Raw genomic sequence first — 25,580 nt, 5'->3', positions numbered from 1 at the left:
ATTTCATTAACACCTTCGTGTATTTTTAACATAACTACTATCGTTAATATCAAATATTTGCCTATATTTGTATTGGCTACAGATGTGTAGCTAACACACAATAGTAGAATTTTGCCAATAATGTGGCATAAATATATATTTTCCTGTTTATAGAGATAGGAAAATGATGAAATATCAGGAAGGAGTTATTTAGGGTGTTCTGGGCATTTGTAACCCCCAATATCCGAGTAAGTCTCCTTATTTATTACCGACCTTACAGATTTAAATTTCCGCTTGTGAAAGTGGATTTTGGATAGCGCGGTTATTGGGTATAACTCCTTTCAGATATTATTATAATCCCAAAATATCTAAAAGTTATACTTGATACGGAAAGAAAGTTCCTATATATCTTTTCTGTGCAAAAATCACGATCCATATATTTTTAGACTTTTACCAATTGAATATTAAATATTTATCAAATAAAGATAAAATATCACTAACATCCGTGTTAATACTAAAAAAAATAGGCCATCCTTTACAAGACAGCCTTAAAATTTATATTTTGTATTTGTTTACTTCTCTCCTTCGAGCATAGAATCTCTATAGCCTAAGAAATACAAGATACCATCCAGACCTACATTGGATAAGGATTGTTTCGCATTTGCTTTCACTTTTGGTTTAGCATGAAAAGCAATACCTAGCCCTGCAATATTCAGCATAGGAAGGTCATTCGCTCCATCTCCGACAGCTACCGTCTGACGAATATCAACCTTTTCTACCTGTGCCAACAAACGAAGCAACTCGGCTTTACGCTTACCATCCACTATATCGCCTACATAATTGCCAGTCAATTTACCGTCTTCAATCTCCAATTCATTTGCATAAACATAGTCGAAACCATACTTGTCTTTCAAGTAATTTCCAAAATAAGTAAATCCGCCGGATAATATAGCCAGCTTACATCCGCTCTTCTTCAATATGCGGATAAGGCGTGTCATTCCTTCCGTTACAGGCAAATTCTCTGCAATATCCTGCATAACAGACTCATCCAAACCTTTCAACAAACTAACACGCTTCTTGAAGCTTTCACTAAAATCGATTTCTCCTCGCATAGCAGCTTCTGTAATGGCTTTTACTTCATCTCCCACTCCTGCACGTTCGGCAAGTTCATCAATAACTTCAGTCTGAATCAATGTAGAGTCCATATCGAAACAAACAAGACGACGCATACGGCGATACATATTTTCTACCTGAAAAGCGATATCGATACCCATATCATCGGCCAGTTTCATAAAATCATGTTTCAGGGCATCTACATCATCTACAGTTCCTCTGATCGACAATTCAATACATGAACGGCTTGGACGCTCCGAAGCAGCCAATGGAACACGACCTGTCAGACGTATTATCTTTTCGATATTTAATTTATGCTTCTGACTTACTTGTGCTACAGCTGAAATATGAGAAGGGTCTAAAACACGCCCCAGAACTGTAACTATATATCTATTCTTTGTTCCCTGAAGATTCACCCAGCGGGTATAATTGTCCTTACTGATGGGTGAGAATCGGATAATAACGCCCAACTCTGTAGCTTTAAAAAGCAAATCTTTTATAACGTCTCCGGCATTCGTTGCTTCAAACATAATTGCCAAAGAAAGAGAATGATGTATATTAGCCTGCCCTATATCAAGTATATTGGCATTGTGATCTGCTAAAACCGCAGTTAAGGCTGCAGTAACCCCAGGCTTATCCTCTCCTGACAAGCTCGCCAGGATTATTTCAGATTCTTTCATATATAAATATTAAGCTATGCATTAAAACTTATTTGGTAAAGAATTTAATTCTCTCCAAGCAATTTTTTCTCAGCAGATATTACTTTTTCAAATTCGAATTGATCTACAATCTGCTGCTTGAGTATATCAATACGACCATTGCACAGGTTACCAATACTACCTTCGTGCGTATGATGTACTTCTTTATTGTGACTAAAATTCCCTTTTTCTATTTCCAACCCAACTTGCTTATAAGCATCACGGAAAGGAACTCCCTCAAGAACCAGTCTGTTAACTTCTTCGACACTGAATATCAAAAGATATTTAGGGTCATCGAGTATATGTTCGTTTATCTTCACTTCACCCATCATTTGTGCAACCATATGCAAACAATCATTCATTTCTTCGAATGAAGGAATAAATAATTCTTTAATTATTTGCAAATCTCTGAAATATCCGGATGGAAGATTATTGGCGATCAACGTTATATTGCTGGGTAAGCCTTGCAGCTTATTACATTTTGCGCGTGTAAGCTCAAATACATCAGGATTCTTTTTGTGAGGCATTATGCTCGATCCTGTAGTATATTCGTCAGGCAATTTAATAAATCCAAAATTTTGACTGTTGTATAAGCATGCATCATACGACAATTTAGATAATGTTGCTGCAATGTTAGCTATAGCAAAAGCGACTACACGCTCCATCTTACCACGTCCCATCTGTGCATAAACAACGTTATAATTCATGGAGTCAAAGCCTAACAGATCGGTTGTCATCTGACGATTCAGGGGAAATGAGGATCCATATCCTGCCGCCGATCCGAGTGGATTCCGATTGCATATTCGATATGCAGCCAAGAGTAACTGAAGATCATCTACAAGACTTTCGGCATAAGAACCAAACCATAGTCCAAAAGATGAAGGCATAGCTATCTGCAAGTGCGTATAGCCGGGCATGAGGATGTTTTTATACTTCTCACTTTGCACCAAAAGAACATCGACCAGTTTCGTAACCGAATTTACGAGAGAATGAATCTGATCGCGGGTAAAAAGTTTCAGATCAATCAGTACCTGATCGTTACGGGAACGACCACTATGGATCTTTTTACCAACATCTCCCAGCTTTCGGGTAAGCATTAGTTCTACCTGAGAATGCACATCTTCAATACCATCCTCTATTACGAATTCGCCGGAAACTGCCAATTTATATATTACCTTCAGCTCTTTGATTAAAACAGCCAATTCTTCTTTTGTCAACAACCCAACAGACTCTAACATGGTGATGTGAGCCATAGAGCCTAAAACATCATAAGGAGCAAGATATACATCCAACTCCCTGTCTCGTCCAACGGTATAAGACTCTACATCTTTATTTACTTGAACGCTTTTTTCCCAAAGTTTCATTGGCTATTCCTCTATTCTTCCTTTATTCAAAATATCAGCATAAGGTAAAGCAGAAAGGCTTTCGGCTACCTTATCTAATCCTGCCTGCAATGGCTTAGAAACCATAGGCTTCAAGAAAGGATTCAAATCAGCTTTAATAGTAAGCTTCATCTTAGTTTCGTCATCAGCCGAGGATTTTAATTGTATCCACATTGTGACATCAAAAGGTAATTGCTCTGCCTGAAATTTTATTGTTTTATTGGGGTCACGTTCAACCACAACGAAACGTATTTTCCCTACCGGATCAACAGTTACGGTACAAGAATCCTGATCAAAAGATAAATCTTTGACCATATTCTGAGGTATCTTATCTTTAGCCAGTTCCAGATTGTTCAAATCGGAAAGCACTGTATATATATCCGCATCAGAATGCGGAATAGTTTTTACTTCACTTACAAATTCAGCCATTATATATTATGGATTATTTCCAATCTGCCGGAGACTTTCTCCATTCCTGCAATGTATCCAGATCAGACTCGGCGATATATTCTATGCGTAAAGCCTCTTTTAGGACAGCATCGTAATCGGTAAGAGTAATTAGCTTTACATCAGCTTTTTTGAAATTTTCTGTTGCAACAGGAAAACCATATGTAAAATTAGCAACCATTCCAATTACCTCAGAGCTATCGCGACGAATCGCCTCTACTGCTTTAAGACTACTCGATCCTGTAGATATAAGATCCTCTACTACTACAACTTTACTCCCTGGTTTCAACTCACCCTCTATCAGATTCTCCAATCCGTGATCTTTAGGCGTGGCCCGTATGTAAACAAACGGTAAGCCTAATGCATCAGCGACTAAAACTCCGGGTGCAATGGCTCCGGTAGCAACTCCAGCTATGGCATCAGCCTCCTGAAAATTTTCGAGAATAAGACGAGATAATTCGGTTTTAATAAAAGTACGTATGCGAGGATACGATATCAGCTTACGATTATCACAATAAATAGGTGATTTCCATCCTGACGCCCACGTAAAAGGGTTTGAAGGTTGCAGTTTAATAGCCCTAATACTAAGTAATTTTTCAGCGGTCAGTTTCTCTAAAGTGTCCATTTTTGTTTGATATAAATAACAACAATCAATATTATTCGGTTACAAATATACAATTAATAGAAATAACAAAAGAAATTATACCATAAAGAAAATATGAAATAAAAATAAAGAACGTTTTATAACGCAAAAAGGAGCTACTTAATGAAAGTAACTCCTTTTGTATAGAAAGTCGTATTGGTGGATATACCGAAACTCCGTAAAACAGGATTTGAGTGCTTCGATCCCTTTGTAATCCACCGCGCTAAGCAACCCGAAGGTGTGGCCCGCCATTAGAATCAAAAGCTTGTCTCGGTCATTTTTTAATTGATGAGCTTCCCAATCGACCAACACGACTTAAATCTTTATATCAAATATATGAATATTTATCCTTCACTCCAAATAAAACCTCAATATTTTACTTGTTTTTGCTTCGTACTACAGCCACAACCAGAACATCCGCAGCTACCTTTTTGCTCATTCTTAGAAAAAAAGAATCCGTAAATTTTAAACAATACAAGCAAGGCAACAGATAGGCCTATAATACCAACAATAATTTCTTGAAACATATATTTATCCTCCGTTTCTGGAAACAAAGTTACATAAGATAAAAGAAAGAAGACGTTAAAGAGAGGTTAAAAGACATAAAAAAGGATGTAAAGACAGAAGAAGACATTCAATTTCTTCACATCAGATTAACGGAATAAAAACAAGCCCTAAAAAAGTACTATACATAATACTTCTTTAGGGCTGCTAATTCAATTTACAAATTGAGAGTTATTTTGCTCCTCTCTTAAATGTAAATACGTTATTTCCAAATGAACCTTGTGCAACAGATATTGCAAACGTAACAGTATAAGCATCATCACAAGCACTATATTTTCCAGAGACTGGTTCATAAGCATAATTGGTATAAGTTAGATCCCATTCGGCTAGGTTATCAGCTAAAACTACCTTTGGTCCGGTTATACTAAAATTACTTGGATTAACATTTAGTGTTATTCTGTTTCCATTTCCTGTAAGTCCTTCAGCCTGAGGATATCCTTCGATGTAAATCTTATATGGGTCATTGGCATCAGCAACCATTGTTACACTACCAGCTACTCCCCAGTCGTCAGACTTAAATTCAAATGAACCTAGTAACATTACCGGATCAAAGTAACAGACAACAGCAATAGGAAATGTCGCAACCGAACGAGTCACTACTCCTCCTTTAGTTGTAAGAATATACAAATTGAAAGTCTCACCTAATTTATAATCGCTCACAGGCATTTTCAGGGCATTAAGCACTTCTGTTGCTGTAACTTTTACTCCAGTAGATGGAATAGAAACCTCTTTTAAGATAGCACTTTTATCTCCATGGGTCACTTCTATTTCAGCTTTATCAATTTTTTCTCCTTCCGGTAAAGATAAATCAAACTGAACGTAACTTTTTTCAAGATTATCAGTAAAATAACCAGGGGAAGGCTCAGATAATACTGGTACAACATATGTACCTCTTTCCTCTACTAAATTATCGTTATGATCTTTGCAACTTGTAACTAATAATAAAACAGTCACTATTGCATAAATATATATTTTCATAATCAATCTAATTAATTTAAATTACGCATTTAACGGGAGCCTCCAGCCCACCATACATTTTCCGTATAGACATAACTTCCGTCTCCGTAAGCTTCTGCAACATTTTTATTAGTCGTCACATCCTCAGCCCCGTAAGTAAATCTAAGAGGGAAATTTTTTGTATTAGCCAATGGTATAAAATCACCTTCTCCCATTGCTTTTAGACGTCTAATATCATTATAAGTTTCAAGTGATTCGCCTTCAAATAATCCTAGATATTTTTGCATCATAATCTCTTTTAATGCATCTGCCGGATTTTTAAGTTTTGGTTCAATAGAAGCTGTATAATAATCAGTTGCATCTTCAGCGTCAATTCCAACATTTGTAAAGGCTGTAATTACAGCATTCTTTAAATGAATTTTTGCATTTATAAGATCTTCTTTACGCGCGTAAGCTTCTGCTTTTAGGAATTCAAGTTCATGATAACTCATCAAATAAATTGGAGCTGTAGGAGTAGATGTAGAGAGAGCTGAAACACCATATGATCCCTGCACCTGATTAGGGTTACCATTCGGAGCAAAAATTAATTCACTTGTACCCGGATAAGGTTTAAAGAACTTTCCATCACGTGGGTCATTTTTTGCAACAAGCTTATCATGTAAGCTTTGACTTGCCCCCATAGCTTTTCTATCTGTTAGAAAGATACTAAATGGATTTTTAATAGTTCCACATTTAAATAAAGCCTCTTCTCCTTTTGCCGTAAAAGATTTATTTGCTGCATCAATTACAGCGTCATAATCAGGTTTAACTTTCGACAAACGCATTGCTAGACGTGCCTTTAATCCGTAAGCAAATTTAACCCAATTACTTGCTACACCCTTATAAATAGGATCCTGAGTTCCAATAACCGGAACACTTGATGTTTTTTCAAGGTTAGCTATACCATCAGTTATTAATTTATTTATAACCTCATACAAACTTTGTTGTTTGTCTAGAACTGGAGTCCAAATAACACCTGGCTGTAATGCTTCCGTCCAAGGCACATCACCCATTAAATCTGTTAATGTAACCAAATTATAGGCACTTAAAACCTGTGCTATCCCTAAAACTGCTGTATCACTTTCTTCAGAGCCTCCAGGCGAACATTTCTCTATAACTTTCTTCAAGTTCAACAAATTAGAATAGACATTATTCCAGCTATTATTATAGGTAGTTGCACTTGTTGGTTCACCAATTCTAATCTCAGCATTATACATTTGGCCATGCACTCCTACATTATATTCGACATATACTGAAGCGTAAAATGAGAAGTCAGAGCCTATTACACTAAAAGATGTATTATTAATTACATCCGTAATTATAAATTTTGAAGCCATATCGGCAGGGTGATTTTTGTCCTCGTTAATATCTTGCATGATACTTTCGGTACAAGAAAACAACCCCAATGACATCAATAATATAAGTAAAAAATTTCTATTTTTCATATCTTATCTATCTTTAGAAATTTACATTAACACTAAAACCAAAGCTAGTAGTTTGGGGTAACGAGAAGCGTTCAAATGCACCCATCATATTGTTGTTACCTTGTGAACTTTCAGGATCTGCATTCGGTAATTCTGTCCAAAGCAAAATATTACGAGCAAAAGCAGAAAGAGCAACATCAGCTTTCGAGAATACTGATTTAGGAAGAGCATATCTTAGAGAAATCTCCCTTAATTTTAAAAATGAGTTACCATATATAAATGATTCATCAATATTGGAAAGTACATCAGAATATAAAGTTTGATAAGCATTCTTATCATTAGCGCCACCTCTAACAATATCATTAGGAGTTCCGTCTGCTTTATAGCCTTTGAAAATAAAAGTAGAAGTTCTATCTTCAGTTCTCTTAGAAACACCATATGTATCCATCAAACCATTCATACCTGAATACATTTGACCACCATTTTTCCATTCGAACACTACTCCTAACGAAATAGACTTATAGGTCAACGTTGTTCCTCCACCCAAAATAAAATCAGGAGAAACCTTTCCTATTACTCCAGGTTCCCCAGCCATCGGCATACCGTAAGTAACACTATTTGGATCTTCGTCCACTAATATACGTCCTTCTTTATCTTTTTTATATTGAACTCCATAAATAACAGGATATGTAGAGTTTATACCTGCACGAACCTGAGGTGTTACAAATCCTCCAAGCATAATAGATTCAACACCTTCACGCAATGAAACTACTTTATTATCCAATTTCGAATAATTCAGATTTATATCCCAACGGAAATCTTTCATGAGTATTGGAGTTACATTTAACATAAGCTCATGAGAAGTAGATTTCATCTGTCCACCATTAGTTATAAGTGATGATGCACCTGTAGACCCAGGAAGAGGAACCGGAAAAATCTGATCCACAGTATTTTGGTTAGCAAAAGTATAATCAAGACTTATTCTATCTTGAAGGAAATTCAATTGCAAACCTATTTCCCATGATTTTGTATTTTGCGGTTTCAGATTAGGGTCATACAAATTAGGATACTGCGCATAACCACTTACATTATCTACAGGATAAACAATAGGTTGTCCTTGCCAAAATCCACCGCCATAAGTAGGACGGTAGTAATAATTATTCATATATCTAGAGCTTGCCTGACCTACTTCTGCATAAGAACCTCTAATTTTTCCAAAGCTAAGTACATTTTGGTTCTTGAAAGGTTCTAGTTCTGTAAACACAAATCCTAACGATACAGACGGATAGAAAAATGTTCTATTTTTGGGAGGCATAGTAGAGGCGATATCCTGACGAGCAGTTGCATTAAAATACAACATATTCAGATAAGAAAGTGACATACTTCCAAAAAAGCCCACTGTACGCTCCTGACTTTGTCCTTCACTTGCAGTAACTGTATTAGCATTCCCAATATGATTCCAACCACCAAAATTAAAGTTTTCACCATATTCGCTATAAGACTTATTATTAGTATGATTTAATTCATTCCCCGCTATAAAGTTAAAGTCTAAATCATTTGAAATTTTCCAATCATAAACTGCGGTAAACAAAGAGTTATAAGTAAATTGAGTTATACCATAATTATCTATTGTACCTGTTTTACCAGCATGACCATAACCAAAGACATCTTGATAATGAGTGGTATAAGTATCCGCACCCAATTGATATTTAAGGGTAATCTTATGATCATCAGCTAATTTAGTTTCATATTGACCAAATAAATTTCCAAAGAAACGATTTGTATTTTCCGAAAACGTATTATTATGTTGTATCCAATAAGGGTTATCAAAAGTTAAGCTGCGATAATAAACTTGTTTGTACGGATCACTTGCTGTACGATAAGGCATTCCTTTAAGATTATAACTGGCAGGTGCGCCCATTACTCCCGCTAAGGAACCATCATTTGCACCAGATAATTTATCTACACTATTTTTAGAGAAATTAGCAGAAAAACCTACTGTAAAATGATCATTCAATTTTTTATCTCCATTAGCTTTCGCATTCCATTTCTCTAGACCTGTTTTCAATGCTATACCAGATTGATCTGTATAAGAAATACCAACAGCAAAAGTCCCAGTATTTTCAGCTCGGCTAACTAGAACCGATGTTGTAGACTGAACACCTGTTCTGAAATAGTCATTCCAGTTATCATAAACTCCAGGTGTTACCCAAGCATCTTCAGGTGCATATCCGCCCTCTATTAATTGAGGAACTTGATATTTTCCATCATGTCCTTTACCATTACCACCATAAAGAGGGTCATTAGGTAAATCTGAGATTTTAGGCCCCCATGCCATAGATGCATGAGAATTATCATTTGACTTGCTCGAAGCATATACGCCTCTCATCCCTTGAGCCCAAGTTGTTTGATAATCAGGAGTACGAGATACAACATCAAAAGCAACAGTTTGCGTTAAGCTTATATTTGTTTTACCAATTGTTTTACCTTTTCCACTTTTAGTTGTGATAATCACAGCACCGTTAGATGCGCGAAGTCCGTAAAGAGCTGCAGCGGCTTGACCTCTCAATATATTAACAGACTCAATATCATTAGGGTCGATATCCAACGCTCTATTTGCAACGTCTGAACCACTAACACTATTACCGGTATCGTAATAAGATGTACTTGCAATCGGCATACCATCAACAACATAAAGCGGAGTATTATCACCATCAAAAGAACGAGCTCCACGGATAACGACTTGAGATGATGCTCCAGGCATACCACTAGAGTTTTTCAAATCTACACCTACAACCTTACCCTGTAGAGATTTAGTTAAGTCTGTATTACCCGTCATATTCAGCTTGTCGGATTTTACATCTTGAGTAGCATAGCCTAACGCTTTCTTATCTCTTGTAATACCTAATGCCGTAACAACAACATCACCCAAAATATGTTCATCGTTCTCCATAACGACTCTCATATTTTGAGAAACCTTAACTTCCACTGTTTTCATTCCGATAAGAGAAAATACTAATGTATTTTTACCCTCAGGTACATTTATCGAAAAATTACCATCCAAATCAGTCGAAACACCAACGGTAGTCCCTTTTACTACGACTGAAGCACTAATAACTGGCTCTCCTACATTGTCCACGACAACACCGGTTACGCGAGTTGTTTGTGCTGTAATAAATCCTATGCTTATAAATAAGCAGGATAGAATTAACATCACTCTTTTCATCATACAAACACTACTTTAATTTCTAAATTAAAACTTCATCCCGATGCTAACACTTTGATGCAATATCAGACTTTTTAGCATCAGTTTGTTTTTTGATATACAAAATTAGGCAATTTTCACGAAAAAACAAATCTTAGATTAAATTATACAAATTTTGTCATTTTGAAAGAACAAACATAATTAAATGCAGATTTACAAACATATACAAGTAACACTAATGTTAAATACATTACATATTGAAACCATCCAGAAGCCATACACAAAAAAAACACTCAAAAAACACCCGCTTTATTCTTTTGAAAAAGCAGATATTTAACATTTAATTATAACTTTTTCAAAAAAAAGAAAAGGGCAGCCAAAACCGCCCTTTACATATTATAATTATTACAATAAGAAACAATAAAATAAAAAAGAAAGAAAATAAGAGAAAATCAGAACAAACATCCAAGTTGATACACTACAAAAGAAATAAGCCAAGCTAGTAAAGTTGTGTAAACAATACTAAAAACACCCCATTTCCAAGAGCCGGATTCTTCTTTTATAGCAGCAATAGTTGCGACACATGGAAAGTAAATCAGCACAAAAAGCAGCAAACTGACAACTACCAACGGAGTAAATGTTGTGCTTCCATCTACTTGCTTATCTGCTAAAAGACGAACCTCCAGCGATTCCTGATCTTCAGAACTCCCCGTATATAATACACCTAAAGTGCTCACCACAACCTCCTTGGCCGCCATACCCGAAAGAAGACTAACACTTATCTTCCAATCAAAACCGAGAGGCCTCATCACAGGCTCGATAGCTTTACCTACACGACCAATATACGACTCTTCTTGATGTTCTGTATTTCTGCCCTCTTCTATTTCTTCGATTTGAGCACTCTTTTCTTCATCACCCAACCCTTCTTGCTGCTCAACCTGAGTTATCATATTATCATATTTCAACTCCCGTTCTTTGTCTCGTGGAAAATAACCCAAAAACCAGATGATAATAGATGCAACCAAAATAACACCTCCCATTTTTCGCAAATACTGCTGAGATTTATCCCACATATGTATAGTCACCGACTTAATTGTAGGCATACGGTAAGGAGGTAATTCCATTACAAATGGTGTATCTTCCTTCGGAAAAAGAAAACGCTTAAATAAGCGGGCAGAAATCACAGCCAATAGAATCCCGGTAAAATACAAGCCAAATAAGGCAAAGCTTGCATACGACTTAAAGAAAACTCCTACAAACAACAAATACACAGGCAATCGCGCGCTACAAGACATAAACGGATTTACCAACATGGTTATCATACGACTATTACGGCTTTCGATAGTTCTTGTAGCAAGTATCGCAGGCACATTGCAACCAAACCCCATAACCAATGGAATAAAAGATTTTCCGTGCAATCCCATTTTATGCATCACCTTATCCATTATAAAAGCTGCCCGAGCCATATAGCCGGAGTCTTCCATAAAGGAAATAAAAGCATACAGGATCAATATATTAGGAAGAAAAACAATAACACCGCCAACACCGCCGATAATACCATCAACAATTAAGTCTTTAAGCATACCGTCAACCATATTTCCTCTGATAAAATTACCGAGTACTGCCACCCCGTTTTCAATCCACTCCATAGGATATCCACCCAAACGGAATGTGCACTCAAACATCACCCACATAAAAAAGAAAAACACAGGGAATCCAATATACTTATTGGTAACCACGGCATCTATCATCCGGGTTACGTCCGACTCGAAAAGCTTTTCTTTGAGTGTCTGCTTCAATCCACCTGCCACAAAACCATATCGGGCATTCGTCAGAACAGATTCAGTATCTTCTTTTAGGGTATCTTCTATATATTTAACCTCACTGTCTCTCAGAGCATAGATATCCGCAGCATTCGACAATGAGCCGACATAGGCGTCTACATCCTTATCTTTTTCCAACAATTTTGTTGAAATATAACGGCGAGGGAAAATTAACGGTGTTTCTTTTTCCTTTTCAAGAAGTATATTGAGTTTGCTTATTGCATTTTCTACAACATTACCATAATATATATGTACACGTCGAACGATAGGTTCTTTCTCCTCATAGACACGTATCACCGCATCGAACAGATCACCTATACCTACTCCCGTTTTAGCAACTGTAGGAACAATAGGGATACCGATCATCTGAGACAGGCTCTGATAATCAAATTCGCTACCCGTTTCTAATAGTTCGTCATACATATTAAGAGCGATCACCGTAGACACCTCCATATCGATAAGTTCGGTAGTCAAATACAGGTTTCTCTCAAGATTGGAAGCAGCGACAATATTAATAACCACATCGGGTTTATCTTCTACAATATGTCGTCTTACAAACAATTCTTCGGGAGTATATGCCGAAAGCGAATAAGTTCCGGGCAAGTCTACAACCTTAAAAGTATAGCCTCCATGTTTAAACTTCCCTTCTTTCGAATCGACTGTTACTCCACCATAGTTGCCTACATGCTCGTGAGCTCCCGAAGCAATATTAAAGAGAGAGGTTTTTCCGGCATTAGGATTACCCACCAATGCTACCCTTATTACTTTTTTCGAATCGGAATTCGGTTTTCGCAATGAGGCTACGACATCTTCCGTGGTGGAATAATAATCTAAAGATCCATCCGTCAGAGAGTGTGACAAATTCTCATCCCTTACTTTATGTGGTTCTGGATATATAACTTCAATTAGAGCGGCTTCACTTCTTCGGAGCGAAACCTCATAATCCATTATTTTATATTTAATCGGGTCTTTGAGGGGAGCATTTAATATCACCTTTATGGTTTTCCCTTTTATAAAACCCATTTCGAGAATACGTTTACGAAAAGCACCACTTCCATTTACGCGTACAATGATACCTTTCTGTCCCGTTTTCAAATCAGATAAAAGCATACTAAAAATCTTTCACTTAATTAGAGATACAAAGATGGGTATTTTTTATATAAAAAGAGAAGGAAAAATGACTTTATTTAGAATGAGTATAAAAAAGAATCTTTACCGAACAAGAAAACAAGCCTCACCAACACAAGCAAGAGCAACAATCACCGCAAGTCACATCGCAATGAAAATCACCTGATTAAACAAAAAAGGAAAAAGATAAACCAATGCTCAAGAGGAGCGTAATCAATGACAAAACCCCAAACCTACTTTCACAAGCAGATAATGAGATAAAAACACTTGTTAGTTTAAAGATAAGAGTCATTGCAGGATAATAAATGCCCAATAAATCCTTCGTCACTCCTCTCTTGCATTGGAATATATTGTATAAAGTACTTTAAAGATCAGAATATAAAGGAAACACTTATTAGCATAATTCATTACTAATCTACAACAAATTTATTAAAAAACTGGCTTTTTATATTTAGCAGTAAATTATGTATAGCTCTTTTTTATTTACATAGATGGCATTTGTACTATTCCACAGCCTTCTAGGAGTTTGTAATAAAGCTCTCCCTTTTAATTTTCACAAAAGTAAAGTAATTTTTATATTCTGCAAAAAGAATAAGCCCATTTTATAAAATTTGAATACAGAATGAGTTAATCTATTTCACTATATTTGCACTCTATTTTAATAATAGCGCTGTGATTTATCCGGAAAACTTTGAATATAAAATAGGATTTGATAAAATCCGCCAACTACTCATAGCAAAATGCTTAAGTCCACTGGGGGAAGAAAAGGTTACCAATCTGGCCTTCTCTTCTGATTATACACATATATCAGAATCGTTGTCTCAAACCGAGGAATTTATGCGCATCATAAACGAAGAAGACAACTTCCCTACAAATTATTTTCTTGACGTGAGGCATGCTCTACGCAACATACGAGTAGAAGGTACATGGATAGACGAAGCAGCCTTATTTGATTTACGAAGATCGTTACAAACAATACGGGACATTGTTCTTTTCCTAAAAAAGGAGGAGGAAGAAAATACCCCTTACCCATACTTGTATGCATTGGCAGGAGAAGTTGCCATATTTCCCCAGCTAATAAGCAAGATTGATAATATTCTGGATAAGTTTGGGCGCATAAAGGATAATGCATCCGCTGAGCTAAGCCGCATACGGAAAGATATAGCACATGTTTCGAGCGGTATATCACGAAGCCTTAATGCAATTTTACGCACGGCTCAGAACGAAGGGCTTGTAGAAAAAGACGTAACTCCCACCATGCGTGACGGACGTCTTGTAATACCTGTAGCACCGGCATTTAAGCGGAAGATAAAAGGGATTGTACATGATGAGTCAGCTTCGGGCAAAACTGTATTTATAGAACCTGCCGAAGTAGTAGAAGCCAACAACCGCATAAGAGAGCTGGAAAGTGAAGAACGCAGAGAGATTATAAAAATACTGGTGTCATTCACCGATGTACTTCGCCCGCTGGTAGCAGACATATTGCAGTCGTATGAATTTCTGGCTACAATCGATTTTATAAGAGCCAAAGCTACATTTGCCATCGATCTGGATGCTATAAAACCAAGCTTAGAAGACAAGCAAATTATAAGATGGTACAGAGCGAAGCACCCTCTGCTATTTATTTCTCACAGAAAACAGAATAAGCAAATTGTACCTCTCGATATAGAGCTAGAGGAAGACAATCGCATTCTTATTATTTCGGGGCCAAATGCAGGAGGAAAATCCGTTTGCCTAAAAACAGTGGGACTACTTCAATATATGGTACAATGCGGGATACCGATACCTTTAGCAGAAAATTCGAAAGTAGGAATATTCAACAATATATTTATAGATATAGGTGACGAACAGTCTATCGAAAATGATCTGAGCACATACAGCTCGCACCTAACCAATATGAAGTTCTTTGTAAGAAACTGCGATGAAAAGACAATCTTACTCATAGATGAATTTGGAGGTGGAACCGAACCGCAAATAGGCGGTGCAATAGCAGAATCTCTGCTTAAGCGCTTTAATGAAAAAGAGTCTTTTGGTGTAATCACAACTCACTACCAAAACCTCAAACATTATGCAAATGAACACAAAGGTGTTATCAATGGGGCAATGCTATACGATCGCCACTTGATGCAACCGCTGTTCACTTTATCTATTGGCAACCCCGGAAGCTCTTTTGCGATAGAAATAGCCCGAAAAATAGGTTTGCCGGAAGATGTAATTGCCGATGCTTCTGAAATAGTAGGCAGTGACTACATCAATATGGACAAATACCTGCAAGATATTGTAAGAGATAAACGCTATTGGGAAACTAAACGCCAAAGCATCCGTCAGAAAGAAAAACGGCTCGAAGAGATTACCACAACATACGAAACAGATCTGCTGAGTGTAGAAAAACAACGAAAAGAGATACTCCGTCAGGCTAAAGCCGATGCAGAACGGGTCTTATCGGAGGCCAATGCCAAAATAGAGAATACGATACGTACAATTCGAGAATCGCAGGCCGAGAAGGAAAAAACAAAGCAAGCCCGATTGACTCTTAACGAATTCAAATCGTCATTAGAAGACGAAAAAAATTTCTCGGATGATAAGATCGCTAAGAAAATAGAGAAGTTAAAAGAGAAAGAAAAAAATAAAAAGAAAAAAAGCGAACAACCCAAAGAGATTAAAGAACAAATAATCGCTATTGGAGACAATGTACGCATCAAAGGGCAAACTTCAATCGGACAAGTACTTGATATACAAAAAGGAAGTGCTACGGTTGCATTTGGCATGATCAAGTCGACCGTCAAACTCGAAACACTTGAATACATAAGTAAAAATCAGGTAAAACGTGAAACCCGCAGTACTACAATCAGCGTAGCAGCCAGCGACGATCTCCGAGAGAAGAAACTCAACTTCAAGCAAGATATAGATGTGAGAGGTATGCGTGGCGATGAGGCATTGCAAGCTGTCATGTATTTTGTAGACGATGCAGTACTCGTAGGGGTCTCACGAATACGAATATTGCACGGAACGGGAACGGGAGCACTAAGACAGATGATACGAGACTATCTCCGTACGGCTCAAGGTGTACGAAATTTTCAGGATGAGCATGTACAATTTGGAGGTACAGGAATTACTGTAGTAGACCTTGAATAATTAAACAGAAAAGCAAAAGGATAAAGAGATGGCAAAAACTGCAATTTTGATAGGAAGTACCGGATTGACGGGGTCTCATCTGATGAAAATACTATTAAATAGTGACATCTACGATAAAACGATATGTTTTGTACGTCGCGAGACTAAAATATCGCACCCCAAACTGGTTCAGCATATCGTAGACTTCGACGACGTAGACTCGTATAAGGATTACATGGAAGGAAACGATATGTTTTGCTGTTTGGGAACTACCATCAAAAAAGCCGGAAGCCAAGAAGCATTCAAAAAAGTAGACCTTACCTACCCTCTTCAGTTTGCAAAGGTAGCTGCGGTAAATGGAATAAAGCAATTTTCGATAATATCAGCCATTGGTGCTAATCCGGAATCGAGCAACTTCTATTTACGGATAAAAGGCAAGTGCGAAGAAGAGCTAAGGAAATTGCCGTTCCAGTCTATATCTATATTCAGACCATCGTTATTGGAAGGTAACAGGAAAGAATTTCGGCTTGGAGAAAAAGCACTGAGTTTTGCCATGAAAATATTCTCCATATTTCTTACAGGCAAATTAAAAAAATACCGTCCTATCAAAGCGAAGGATGTAGCTGAAGCCATGTATAGAGTTGCTCAACAGAATACAGTAGGGCTTCATGTATACCGTTCGGACGAAATAACAGATATTGCGAAATAAGTTTTCACTTCTGCATATCTTAACACCTAAGTAGTATGAAAAAGGTTCTACTATTCTGCTTACTCTCATTCTCTTTTCTTCACCTTTTTGGACAGGATGTTTCTTACACAAAAAGCGACATTGCCGGACGATGGGTAGAAGTAAAAGAAACAGACAAGCCGGGGCAATATTCAGAGTCGGAATATTCTTATATATACATATTCAAGGATGATTATACTTTTCATTTAGGAGAATCGATGGACGGAGTCATTCTTTTCAATATTACAGGAAAATATTTGATTGAGAAAAACAGCATAGACATTACTTATTTTGAATTCCCACAAAACAGCAATACTAAAAAACTCACACCAAAAAAATTGTCGTTACAAATACGATCCATCAAAAACGGAATAATGAGACTATCCGTTTCCGATTACGATTTTTCTTATCCTCTTATACTGAAAAGGCAAAAGCAGAACGAATAAAGCGGCTTTAATATTCCCAAACAATAATTTACAAAAAAATACGTTTACTATAAGCAAAGAGGCCAAAAAAATAGAATACAATTAAATAAAACAAAAACAAAGCTATACATTTCATTCATTTGCAGATATTATTATATCTTTGCACAGCAAACAGGCATAAACTATACAAAACGTTCTCCAAATGATAATGACGAAAAAACTACTTTTCATTTTTCCCTTAATATGTACTATTATAGGATTAAGCAGCTGCAACGGTGACACCCCCGATAAACCCGGACCCAATAACGAAACAATTCCCCCATCCGAACTTACCAAGGATGATTTGTTGGGCACATGGGAAATATATAACTCGGAGAAACAAGTAATTAAAGTCAAAGAAGATGGGTCCGAATCGGCATATCCAAATTTCAGATCAGTAGATTATGACGGATTTATAAACAAATTCTATATAGACTCGAAAGGCGTTTATACATTCGAAAACTCAAATGTACTGGATGAACTTATAGATAAAGGTAGTTATGATGTAAAAGATGGTCTGATCACCATGAACGTTACACGACATAACGGAAGAGATACTTCTTTTGTAAATACCGAAACAATCTCTATATTTTATAAAAACAAGGAGGCTTTTACTGTATTCAAACACTTTACGGTAGATGGCTATAAGATCAAAGACGGCAGATCGATGAGAAATATAGAAAAAGCGCCTAATATACATCCCAATATGGAGAAAGTAGATGTTAAGGGCAAATATAGCAGCCTGCTCGGAAAATGGGAAGTATATGATTATCAGTTATTGGCTAATGGCGTATACGACGCTACTTATTCGAAAGAAACGCTGGCTAAGCTGAAAGGCAACACATACACCTTCAAAGACGAGGGAAATGGAAAGACATCGGTAAATATAGATTTCCGTGATCCGGATAATGATGGAGTACAAATCACAGGTAAATATCCCGTAAAAATCGTTGACGATATTGTTTATTACTTTGTAGACAATGCTGTTGATACACTAGGAAATTATGTCCCCACAGCACCTTTCCTTTGGGTTACGGACTGGAAAAAAAGAACGGATTCGTCTACGAATAAAGAATTTGATTCTTTTATTAGCTTCAACAAATTCAGGACAGATGCCAGACCTGACATAATATATGAAATGAGAAGGTTCCTCAGAAGGATAGACTAGAAAGCATCATACACATACATACACAAATTATAGAAGAACAGGCAAACTTACAGTCCTGTTCTTTTATATTTTAGAGACCTGTCTCCTCCTTGCTTAAAAACTAAAGAGTCGACAGTTAAAGTGTATATATCAAGCTTATTATCGAATACAGAATCTTTATACAACATCAGTGTAAAATTATGTATTATAAAGGTATAGTCCGACTTTACAAGTCCGACAATTTCCTGCGTACACTTATTTCCATTAAAGTATAAATATACATCTTGCTGATTCAGGTCTAGGTTTGCCGAATCGTTTCTTTTCGATTCCACAGCCACAAGCTGCCATTTTCCTTGTATCATCTGGTTATTTACCTCATCGCTATTGTAGGGCTTGCAACTAACCAAGAATAGGAAAGCAAAAATAAAACCGACAAGGCTTATCAATCTAACAGACATTCGTTCCATGTTTACCACAAAAAAACAAATTATTTTTCATTAACGAGACATTCGCTCCATAAAAAGTCAGAATATTCTTATTGCTTTTACAAAATCCTGCTATATTTGTTCAACTGATTTTATTTATCTTATTTAAATACCTTTAAGCACAAGTTACGTATGAAAACAATAGGGAATATAATATGGTTGATTTGCGGAGGCTTTATGATAGCCATCGAATACTTCATTTCCGGATTTGTTATGCTATTGACCGTCATCGGCATTCCCTTCGGACTACAAGCTTTCAAGCTGGGAATACTTGCAATATGGCCATTCGGGAGCCATGTTGAATCGAAAGACTCTGCTCCGGGCTGCCTCAATCTGGTGATGAATATTATATGGATCATAATCGGAGGATTCTGGATTGCCCTTACACACTTGTTCTGGGGAGTTCTTCTCTGTATCACAATAATAGGTATTCCTTTTGGAAAACAGCATTTTAAACTGATACATTTGGCTCTTGTACCTTTTGGAAAAGAGATCAGATAAACCAATCGTCAAAACAGCTCTATCCCATCCCGATAAGTCTTAAATTTCAGCTCGGGCAATAATTCTTTTCTCATACGACGGGTATCACCGTAGTATGAAACCATCCCTATTTTGACAAAGTCTACTGTGAGAGGGCTCTGTGTGCCAAACAAAGATGAATACAGCTCAAACCCTTTTGCAGCAGCCATTATCATCCACACAGGCATACGCCAAGGCTTGTGATTCCCTTTATAAGCAGTAATTTCGTCCAAGAATTGCTGTAAGGTTTGCACTCCTTCGTCACCAATGTGATATATTCCGTTGATACCAGGCCTCAATGCTGCGGCAATCGTGGCGTCTGCAAAATCCACTTTCGAAATAAGATGAATATATGTAGGTTTCCGCCACACGCCCAAAAGCCAATGTCGAGCAAACCACTGTGCAGCATCTATCATCAGTATCCCTTTGCCGTAGACCATTCCTACCCGCAGAGAAACAGCCTCTATACTATATTTCTCACCATAGCTGAACAAGAGTTTTTCTTCTTCGAGGCGGGTACGGGCATGCATCGATTCAGGATTTCCATTCAAGTGCCCTGTTGCGGGATTGTTGGGAGTACATTCTCCTTCAATATGCGGAAAACTAATCAATATTATACGTTTCACCTTCTGCTGTATAGCTGCATCGAGTAAGTTTTTAAAGTATAGAGTGTTTGTAGTTGGCAAAAACTTTTCGGGTTTAGCCTTAAACAAAACCCCTGCAAAATGTACAACCACATCAACTCCGGCTAATGCGTCTCCCAATGTTTTGGGGCTTGCCAGATCAACCCGAAACACAGATACATTGTTCTTACCTTTCAGATTCTCGGCTACATCTTTTTTGTGTATCAGCAAATTCAGGTGTACATTTTCTTTGTGTTGAAGTTCCTGAGCTAAGAGCCCTCCTAAGTTTCCGGCAGCCCCGGTGATAGCAATTTTCTTCATTGTGCAATTTTTGTTCGAAATATAAATATATGAAATATTTCCCCATGTTACAGAAACATGTAAAGCCATCTACACAAAAAAAGAGATAACCATACGATTATCTCTTTCTCTATATTGTAAAACAAACGGAGTTAAGCCTTTGCTGCATTTGCTTTAGCCTTTGCTTCTATTTCCGACAATTCATTCGCGAGTTTTCCTGCCACTTCGCCAGTAACTTCATTTATTTTTTGTTTTCCTTTTCTTACTTCTTGTCTTGCTTTCACACCTACACGCAAAGCCTTGCTTTTGCCTACAGCCAACCCATAGTCTAAGTCTGACTTCGCTTTATCCGTAGCGCTGTTTACTCTTGTGCGTAATTCTTCTCTTGTTTCCTCATCGGATAGTTTCAATGCTGCATATACACCTAGTGCACCTACAGCTAAACCTAAAATAAATCCCTTCATAATGTGCTGTAATTTATGTGTTATATAATTCTATTATTAACAAATATAAGATATTTATAATGATAACAATCAATTAAATGCATTTGTTTACTTTAAATAACTTGTATATTCCTTTTTTAGTATAGTTAAACACAATGAATAAAGCCTGATTTTTGAATTAAGAAAGTTTATAATGCAAAACCATTTTATATAGATTCTGATTATTTTTTCCTACCTTCAACCCCTCTAAAGCCGTATATTGATGAAACATTTACTTTTTTGTTTTTCCTTCTTAACTATCTTGATGGCATGCAGCACTCAACCTACATTGGAGGGGCGTTGGGCTGTAGAAATGGAACACAACCGTGACACTGCCATTATAGTAAACGGAGATACCATCGTAGCTCCGGAGTTGAAGATAGACCGAGATTCTATGTATCTGGAAATAAAAACGAATGGTCTTGTCAGCAAAACAGAATGCCTAGGCTTTTATACGATCAACAACAATCTCATTACTGTTACGGATAGAATGGGAAAACAAAGGACAGAAACGTTTGTGCTAAAAGACGATGTCCTAACCATCTTAGATAAGGATGATCCCAATAAGATTATAATGAGGCTGGTTCGTATCAGAGAGAAAGAATCGGACTGACCAGTAAACCACATTCGGTAAAATCCTATTATCAATCATCTAAATCACTTTCCGTAATCGCAAACAAAGAAGAAAGTGTAATCGCCTACAGTTTTGGCATTCACCTCTAGCCATCTCAGTTTATCTTTGGATGTGACTGTTTTCTGAATCAGTTTACCTGACGAGTCATAATCTTCTACAGATAAGACTCTAAAGCGTCTGTTTGAACAATCGTACATACTATAATAAATACAATAACTGAAATCGTTCCATTTCTCCGCCTTTTCCGGCTTTTTCATCGCCACATACCTGTCTCTTATTTTATCCACATAGGCCTTACGAGCTTCGGTAGATGTGTATATTCGTTTTTCGTAGGCGTAAGACACTGCTCCGTCTTGTTTCAGATTGAGGGTATCTGTATAAATTTCCATATCTTCGGTTACGGCTACATTGTGCCAACCATAAATACCGGCTCCAACCTGACGGGAGGTCTGACAAGCCGAAAAAGACAATACGGCTATAATTGTGATTAATATATATTTCATCCTCATTTTTAATTTAATGCACATTAGTAATATTCTTTATAAAATAACAGAAGCCTATTTATAAATAGAAAATGTAAACTTACAAAATAAGCAGAAAGTAATGCCAGTCTTTGATCTAATTCTCTGATAAAATAGTTTTCAACATCAGGTTTACATATCATTTTTTATCTAATAATATTATTATCTTTGCTATGATAAGATAAGCGAAACGAAAACATTGCATTGACAAAACATCTTTGCTGAAAACTCTTTAGCGAATGTATGTATCCATACATTTCTTTGGATTTTTAATTTTATAAATTAATAATGAAATATATATCAATATTCTGCGGCTCGGCCTCAGGTTCAGATAAAATCTTTGCAGAACAAGCAACCCTACTCGGAAAAACAATCGCACAAAAAGGCTATGGCATCGTATATGGAGGTGCACACGTAGGGCTTATGGGATATGTAGCCAATGGCGCACTAAGCGAGGGTGGAGAAGTAATAGGTGTTATACCCGAATTTCTGAAAAGCAAGGAGTTGGAGCATACCAACCTGACAGAGATTCATATCGTAGAAACAATGCACCAGCGCAAAGCCTTAATGAACGAGATCAGCGATGGAGTTATAGCTTTACCGGGAGGATACGGAACCTTGGACGAATTATTTGAAATGCTTACTTGGGCTCAATTGGCATTACACAAAAAACCGATAGCAGTATTAAATACCAACGGATATTATGATCCGCTTATTACGATGTCGAAAACAATGATCAAAAATGGTTTCCTGAAAAATGAATATCTTGATCTTTTGTTGATAGATGGTAATATTGGCAGTTTGCTGAAAAAAATGGAAGATTATATACCTCCGGCCAATGACAAATGGTTTGAAGTGAAATAATCCTTCAATATTAATATACAAACTAAACAAAACACACCTTAGTATGAAAAAGTATTTATTCATTGCAGTGGCAATGCTGGGATCAGTTACAATTGTAAATGCCCAGACGGTAACAAAACGTATTGTAGAAAAGACAAACAAAGGAGACTCGAAAACGCATTACAATTATTTATTACTAGATGCTGTCAATTACAGTGATGCAGCATACTCCAGATATGAAAAATTGGTGCAAGATGTGTGGGATAAAAAATCGAATGCTAACCTCACGAAAAACAGAATAGAAACTCTGGAGGAAATCGATAAATACCTGACGACCGTAAAAGAGACTCCGATATACAAAGGGGGAGAGAGTTACCAACTGGCAGTACTGGCATACCTCAGTGCTGTAAAAGACAAGGTTATTGCTCTGGAACATTTGGGAACACTCGGCGATGATGCAAACACCGACGCTATAGTGTACAACAAAGCATCGGCTAAGTTTACAGATATATCGAACGAAGCTATTGACCTGAGAAACAATGTTAGAGATAAAAAAAGCGAATACGAAAAGACATTCTATATACAAAAATAAAACAATATAAATATGGCACTTACTGTTGGAGATAAAATACCTGAAATTTTAGGAATCGATCAGGACGGAAAAGAAGTAAAAGCATCCGACTATCAAGGGAGTAAGCTTGTATTATATTTCTATCCGAAAGACAATACCCCGGGCTGTACGGCTGAGGCTTGTAGTTTGCGAGATAACTTTTCGCAACTCAGAAAAGCCGGCTACCAAATACTGGGCGTTAGTGTCGACAACGAAAAATCGCATCAGAAGTTTATAGAAAAGCAACAATTGCCTTTTCCGCTGATTGCCGATACAGATAAAAAGCTTGTGGAGCAATTCGGTGTATGGGGTGAGAAAACACTTGCCGGACGTAAATACATGGGCACATTTCGCACTACATTCCTGATAAACGAATCGGGCATTATAGAGCAAATAATAACTCCGAAGGAAATAAAAACGAAAGAGCACGCTCAACAAATATTAGATCTAAATAAATAAAAGTTTTATATAATTATCAAAGAGAAATAATGGCAGAAGAAAAAGAAAAAAAAGCAGCCCCAAACACAGAGAAGCTGAAAGCTCTGCAAGCTGCAATGGACAAGATAGAGAAGAGCTACGGAAAAGGCTCGATAATGAAGATGGGCGATGATAAAATCGATGAGATAGCTGTTGTTTCTACAGGTTCTATAGCCCTGAACGCTGCACTTGGTGTAGGTGGATATCCTCGCGGCAGGGTGATCGAAATATACGGTCCCGAATCGTCAGGTAAAACAACCCTGGCTATACATGCTATAGCCGAAGCGCAAAAAGCAGGAGGTATAGCAGCCTTTGTGGATGCTGAACATGCATTCGATCGTTTTTATGCCGAAAAACTTGGAGTTGACATCGAAAACCTATATATATCACAGCCCGACAGCGGTGAGCAGGCTCTCGAAATAGCAGAGCAATTGATTCGTTCTTCGGCTATCGATATCATTGTTATCGACTCGGTTGCCGCACTGACCCCTAAAGCAGAGCTAGAAGGCGAGATGGGCGATTCTAAAATGGGATTGCAGGCTCGTTTGATGTCGCAGGCTTTACGTAAGCTGACTGCTGCGATCAACAAAACAAACACCATCTGTATATTTATCAACCAGTTGCGCGACAAAATCGGTGTCATGTTCGGTTCGCCCGAAACAACTACCGGAGGTAACGCCCTGAAATACTATGCATCTGTACGCCTCGATATTCGCCGTATCGGACAATTGAAAGACGGAGATGAGGTAAGAGGTAGCCAGACACGCGTGAAGGTAGCAAAGAATAAAGTTGCGCCTCCTTTCCGTAAAGCTGAATTCGATATCATGTACGGTGAGGGTATCTCTCGTTCGGGAGAAATCATAGACCTTGGTGCAGAACTTGGTATCATCAAGAAAAGCGGTTCGTGGTACAGCTACAATGAGACCAAACTGGCACAAGGACGTGAGTCGGCAAAAGAAGTGATAAAAGACAATCCTGAGTTGGCAGAAGAGATAGCAGGCTTAATCTTCGAAGCATTGAAAGAAAAGCACTAATATAAGCAAAGCAATCTAGGAATAGCGAAGAGGCTGTTTGAAGAGTAAAACTATATTTTGCTCTTCAAACAGCTTCTTTTATTATCATATCTCTTTCTATTTATCTTATATAAAGGATGTATCCGAATATTATCGACCCATAATTCTTGTCTTTAATGAAAGACAGAGGTATATAAAAGGTTACACATAAAAAAGCAA

At 37.2% G+C, this 25,580-nt stretch carries 22 protein-coding genes; 10 read left to right on the top strand and 12 right to left on the bottom strand.

What is annotated here, in order from left to right; all coding sequences use genetic code 11:
• Positions 1-551: 551 nt before the first annotated feature.
• The 8 genes from serB to feoB form a co-directional block, all read right to left on the bottom strand.
• Complete coding sequence (gene serB / locus LDB17_RS11835; RefSeq protein ID WP_252636940.1) at positions 552-1,772, bottom strand: phosphoserine phosphatase SerB; 1,221 nt, start codon at positions 1,770-1,772, stop codon at positions 552-554.
• Positions 1,773-1,816: 44 nt separating this feature from the next.
• A complete protein-coding gene (gene argH / locus LDB17_RS11830; RefSeq protein WP_252636942.1) occupies positions 1,817-3,154 on the bottom strand; it encodes an argininosuccinate lyase in 1,338 nt (445 codons plus the stop codon).
• 3 nt (positions 3,155-3,157) lie between these two features.
• Entirely contained in the window at positions 3,158-3,601 is a 444-nt protein-coding gene (locus LDB17_RS11825; RefSeq protein ID WP_135104921.1) for an SRPBCC family protein, read from the bottom strand.
• 13 nt (positions 3,602-3,614) lie between these two features.
• A complete protein-coding gene (gene pyrE, locus LDB17_RS11820) occupies positions 3,615-4,244 on the bottom strand; it encodes an orotate phosphoribosyltransferase (RefSeq protein WP_006843174.1) in 630 nt (209 codons plus the stop codon).
• Between the two features lie 753 nt (positions 4,245-4,997).
• Positions 4,998-5,804, bottom strand: coding sequence for a hypothetical protein (locus tag LDB17_RS11815; protein WP_135104920.1), 807 nt, complete (start codon positions 5,802-5,804; stop codon positions 4,998-5,000).
• Positions 5,805-5,833: 29 nt separating this feature from the next.
• On the bottom strand, positions 5,834-7,267 hold the full coding sequence (locus tag LDB17_RS11810) for a SusD/RagB family nutrient-binding outer membrane lipoprotein (RefSeq protein ID WP_252636944.1): 1,434 nt from the start codon (positions 7,265-7,267) through the stop codon (positions 5,834-5,836).
• A 13-nt stretch (positions 7,268-7,280) separates the two neighbouring features.
• Entirely contained in the window at positions 7,281-10,475 is a 3,195-nt protein-coding gene (locus tag LDB17_RS11805; RefSeq protein ID WP_252636946.1) for a SusC/RagA family TonB-linked outer membrane protein, read from the bottom strand.
• A 428-nt stretch (positions 10,476-10,903) separates the two neighbouring features.
• Positions 10,904-13,384, bottom strand: coding sequence for a ferrous iron transport protein B (gene feoB, locus LDB17_RS11800; RefSeq protein ID WP_252636948.1), 2,481 nt, complete (start codon positions 13,382-13,384; stop codon positions 10,904-10,906).
• Positions 13,385-14,074: 690 nt separating this feature from the next.
• On the opposite strand from feoB, the gene LDB17_RS11795 reads away from it, so the two are divergent.
• The 4 genes from LDB17_RS11795 to LDB17_RS11780 all read left to right on the top strand — a co-directional run bounded on the left by LDB17_RS11795 (position 14,075) and on the right by LDB17_RS11780 (position 18,875).
• Entirely contained in the window at positions 14,075-16,537 is a 2,463-nt protein-coding gene (locus tag LDB17_RS11795) for an endonuclease MutS2 (protein ID WP_252636950.1), read from the top strand.
• Between the two features lie 28 nt (positions 16,538-16,565).
• Positions 16,566-17,225 carry an oxidoreductase gene (locus LDB17_RS11790; RefSeq protein WP_252636951.1) on the top strand — a complete coding sequence of 220 codons (660 nt, stop codon included), beginning with the start codon at positions 16,566-16,568 and terminating at the stop codon, positions 17,223-17,225.
• Between the two features lie 35 nt (positions 17,226-17,260).
• Positions 17,261-17,689, top strand: coding sequence for a lipocalin family protein (locus tag LDB17_RS11785; protein WP_252636953.1), 429 nt, complete (start codon positions 17,261-17,263; stop codon positions 17,687-17,689).
• 187 nt (positions 17,690-17,876) lie between these two features.
• Positions 17,877-18,875, top strand: a complete 999-nt coding sequence (locus LDB17_RS11780) for a hypothetical protein (RefSeq protein ID WP_393925036.1) — start codon at positions 17,877-17,879, stop codon at positions 18,873-18,875.
• 47 nt (positions 18,876-18,922) lie between these two features.
• Here LDB17_RS11780 and LDB17_RS11775 read toward each other — a convergent pair whose 3' ends face one another.
• Positions 18,923-19,312 carry a lipocalin family protein gene (locus LDB17_RS11775; protein ID WP_252636957.1) on the bottom strand — a complete coding sequence of 130 codons (390 nt, stop codon included), beginning with the start codon at positions 19,310-19,312 and terminating at the stop codon, positions 18,923-18,925.
• Positions 19,313-19,471: 159 nt separating this feature from the next.
• Here LDB17_RS11775 and LDB17_RS11770 point away from each other — a divergent pair, with 159 nt between their 5' ends.
• Positions 19,472-19,840 (top strand): YccF domain-containing protein, encoded by a 369-nt coding sequence (locus tag LDB17_RS11770; RefSeq protein ID WP_252636959.1) that lies wholly within the window; start codon positions 19,472-19,474, stop codon positions 19,838-19,840.
• 8 nt (positions 19,841-19,848) lie between these two features.
• On the opposite strand, the gene LDB17_RS11765 is transcribed toward LDB17_RS11770, so the two are convergent.
• Together LDB17_RS11765 and LDB17_RS11760 are read right to left on the bottom strand one after the other, a co-directional pair.
• Positions 19,849-20,802 (bottom strand): NAD(P)-dependent oxidoreductase, encoded by a 954-nt coding sequence (locus tag LDB17_RS11765; protein WP_252636961.1) that lies wholly within the window; start codon positions 20,800-20,802, stop codon positions 19,849-19,851.
• 131 nt (positions 20,803-20,933) lie between these two features.
• The gene (locus LDB17_RS11760) at positions 20,934-21,245 is read right to left on the bottom strand and encodes a hypothetical protein (RefSeq protein ID WP_252636963.1); all 312 of its coding nucleotides are present in this window, start codon (positions 21,243-21,245) and stop codon (positions 20,934-20,936) included.
• Between the two features lie 241 nt (positions 21,246-21,486).
• On the opposite strand from LDB17_RS11760, the gene LDB17_RS11755 reads away from it, so the two are divergent.
• Positions 21,487-21,876, top strand: coding sequence for a hypothetical protein (locus LDB17_RS11755; protein ID WP_252636965.1), 390 nt, complete (start codon positions 21,487-21,489; stop codon positions 21,874-21,876).
• A 44-nt stretch (positions 21,877-21,920) separates the two neighbouring features.
• Here the strand turns inward: LDB17_RS11755 and LDB17_RS11750 are convergent, their stop codons facing one another.
• Positions 21,921-22,400: a surface-adhesin E family protein gene (locus LDB17_RS11750; protein ID WP_252636967.1), complete on the bottom strand. Its 480-nt coding sequence runs from the start codon at positions 22,398-22,400 to the stop codon at positions 21,921-21,923.
• Positions 22,401-22,706: 306 nt separating this feature from the next.
• Between LDB17_RS11750 and LDB17_RS11745 the strand changes: the two genes are divergently transcribed.
• From LDB17_RS11745 to recA, 4 genes are read left to right on the top strand one after another with little or no spacing between them, the layout of a single operon-like run.
• Positions 22,707-23,282 carry a TIGR00730 family Rossman fold protein gene (locus LDB17_RS11745; RefSeq protein WP_252636968.1) on the top strand — a complete coding sequence of 192 codons (576 nt, stop codon included), beginning with the start codon at positions 22,707-22,709 and terminating at the stop codon, positions 23,280-23,282.
• A gap of 43 nt (positions 23,283-23,325) precedes the next feature.
• Positions 23,326-23,853, top strand: coding sequence for a hypothetical protein (locus LDB17_RS11740; protein WP_252636969.1), 528 nt, complete (start codon positions 23,326-23,328; stop codon positions 23,851-23,853).
• Between the two features lie 12 nt (positions 23,854-23,865).
• A complete protein-coding gene (gene bcp, locus LDB17_RS11735; RefSeq protein ID WP_135104903.1) occupies positions 23,866-24,330 on the top strand; it encodes a thioredoxin-dependent thiol peroxidase in 465 nt (154 codons plus the stop codon).
• Between the two features lie 29 nt (positions 24,331-24,359).
• Entirely contained in the window at positions 24,360-25,382 is a 1,023-nt protein-coding gene (gene recA, locus LDB17_RS11730; RefSeq protein WP_135104902.1) for a recombinase RecA, read from the top strand.
• Positions 25,383-25,580 lie beyond the last annotated feature (198 nt).

Source organism: Dysgonomonas sp. Shenzhen-Wh21 (assembly GCF_043392705.1).
In the GTDB taxonomy this organism is placed as follows: domain Bacteria; phylum Bacteroidota; class Bacteroidia; order Bacteroidales; family Dysgonomonadaceae; genus Dysgonomonas.
Note: the sequence above shows the minus strand (reverse complement) of the source record. Positions and strands in the feature narration are given on the sequence as shown.

Excerpts from the sequence above, each read along its gene's own strand:
- serB (WP_252636940.1), bottom strand. The coding sequence starts at position 1,772 with ATGAAAGAATCTGAAATAATCCTGGCGAGCTTGTCAGGAGAGGATAAG.
- argH (WP_252636942.1), bottom strand. The coding sequence starts at position 3,154 with ATGAAACTTTGGGAAAAAAGCGTTCAAGTAAATAAAGATGTAGAGTCT.
- LDB17_RS11825 (WP_135104921.1), bottom strand. The coding sequence starts at position 3,601 with ATGGCTGAATTTGTAAGTGAAGTAAAAACTATTCCGCATTCTGATGCG.
- pyrE (WP_006843174.1), bottom strand. The coding sequence starts at position 4,244 with ATGGACACTTTAGAGAAACTGACCGCTGAAAAATTACTTAGTATTAGG.
- LDB17_RS11815 (WP_135104920.1), bottom strand. The coding sequence starts at position 5,804 with ATGAAAATATATATTTATGCAATAGTGACTGTTTTATTATTAGTTACA.
- LDB17_RS11810 (WP_252636944.1), bottom strand. The coding sequence starts at position 7,267 with ATGAAAAATAGAAATTTTTTACTTATATTATTGATGTCATTGGGGTTG.
- LDB17_RS11805 (WP_252636946.1), bottom strand. The coding sequence starts at position 10,475 with ATGATGAAAAGAGTGATGTTAATTCTATCCTGCTTATTTATAAGCATA.
- feoB (WP_252636948.1), bottom strand. The coding sequence starts at position 13,384 with ATGCTTTTATCTGATTTGAAAACGGGACAGAAAGGTATCATTGTACGC.
- LDB17_RS11790 (WP_252636951.1), top strand. The coding sequence starts at position 16,566 with ATGGCAAAAACTGCAATTTTGATAGGAAGTACCGGATTGACGGGGTCT.
- LDB17_RS11785 (WP_252636953.1), top strand. The coding sequence starts at position 17,261 with ATGAAAAAGGTTCTACTATTCTGCTTACTCTCATTCTCTTTTCTTCAC.
- LDB17_RS11780 (WP_393925036.1), top strand. The coding sequence starts at position 17,877 with ATGACGAAAAAACTACTTTTCATTTTTCCCTTAATATGTACTATTATA.
- LDB17_RS11775 (WP_252636957.1), bottom strand. The coding sequence starts at position 19,312 with ATGTCTGTTAGATTGATAAGCCTTGTCGGTTTTATTTTTGCTTTCCTA.
- LDB17_RS11770 (WP_252636959.1), top strand. The coding sequence starts at position 19,472 with ATGAAAACAATAGGGAATATAATATGGTTGATTTGCGGAGGCTTTATG.
- LDB17_RS11765 (WP_252636961.1), bottom strand. The coding sequence starts at position 20,802 with ATGAAGAAAATTGCTATCACCGGGGCTGCCGGAAACTTAGGAGGGCTC.
- LDB17_RS11760 (WP_252636963.1), bottom strand. The coding sequence starts at position 21,245 with ATGAAGGGATTTATTTTAGGTTTAGCTGTAGGTGCACTAGGTGTATAT.
- LDB17_RS11755 (WP_252636965.1), top strand. The coding sequence starts at position 21,487 with ATGAAACATTTACTTTTTTGTTTTTCCTTCTTAACTATCTTGATGGCA.
- LDB17_RS11750 (WP_252636967.1), bottom strand. The coding sequence starts at position 22,400 with ATGAAATATATATTAATCACAATTATAGCCGTATTGTCTTTTTCGGCT.
- LDB17_RS11745 (WP_252636968.1), top strand. The coding sequence starts at position 22,707 with ATGAAATATATATCAATATTCTGCGGCTCGGCCTCAGGTTCAGATAAA.
- LDB17_RS11740 (WP_252636969.1), top strand. The coding sequence starts at position 23,326 with ATGAAAAAGTATTTATTCATTGCAGTGGCAATGCTGGGATCAGTTACA.
- bcp (WP_135104903.1), top strand. The coding sequence starts at position 23,866 with ATGGCACTTACTGTTGGAGATAAAATACCTGAAATTTTAGGAATCGAT.
- recA (WP_135104902.1), top strand. The coding sequence starts at position 24,360 with ATGGCAGAAGAAAAAGAAAAAAAAGCAGCCCCAAACACAGAGAAGCTG.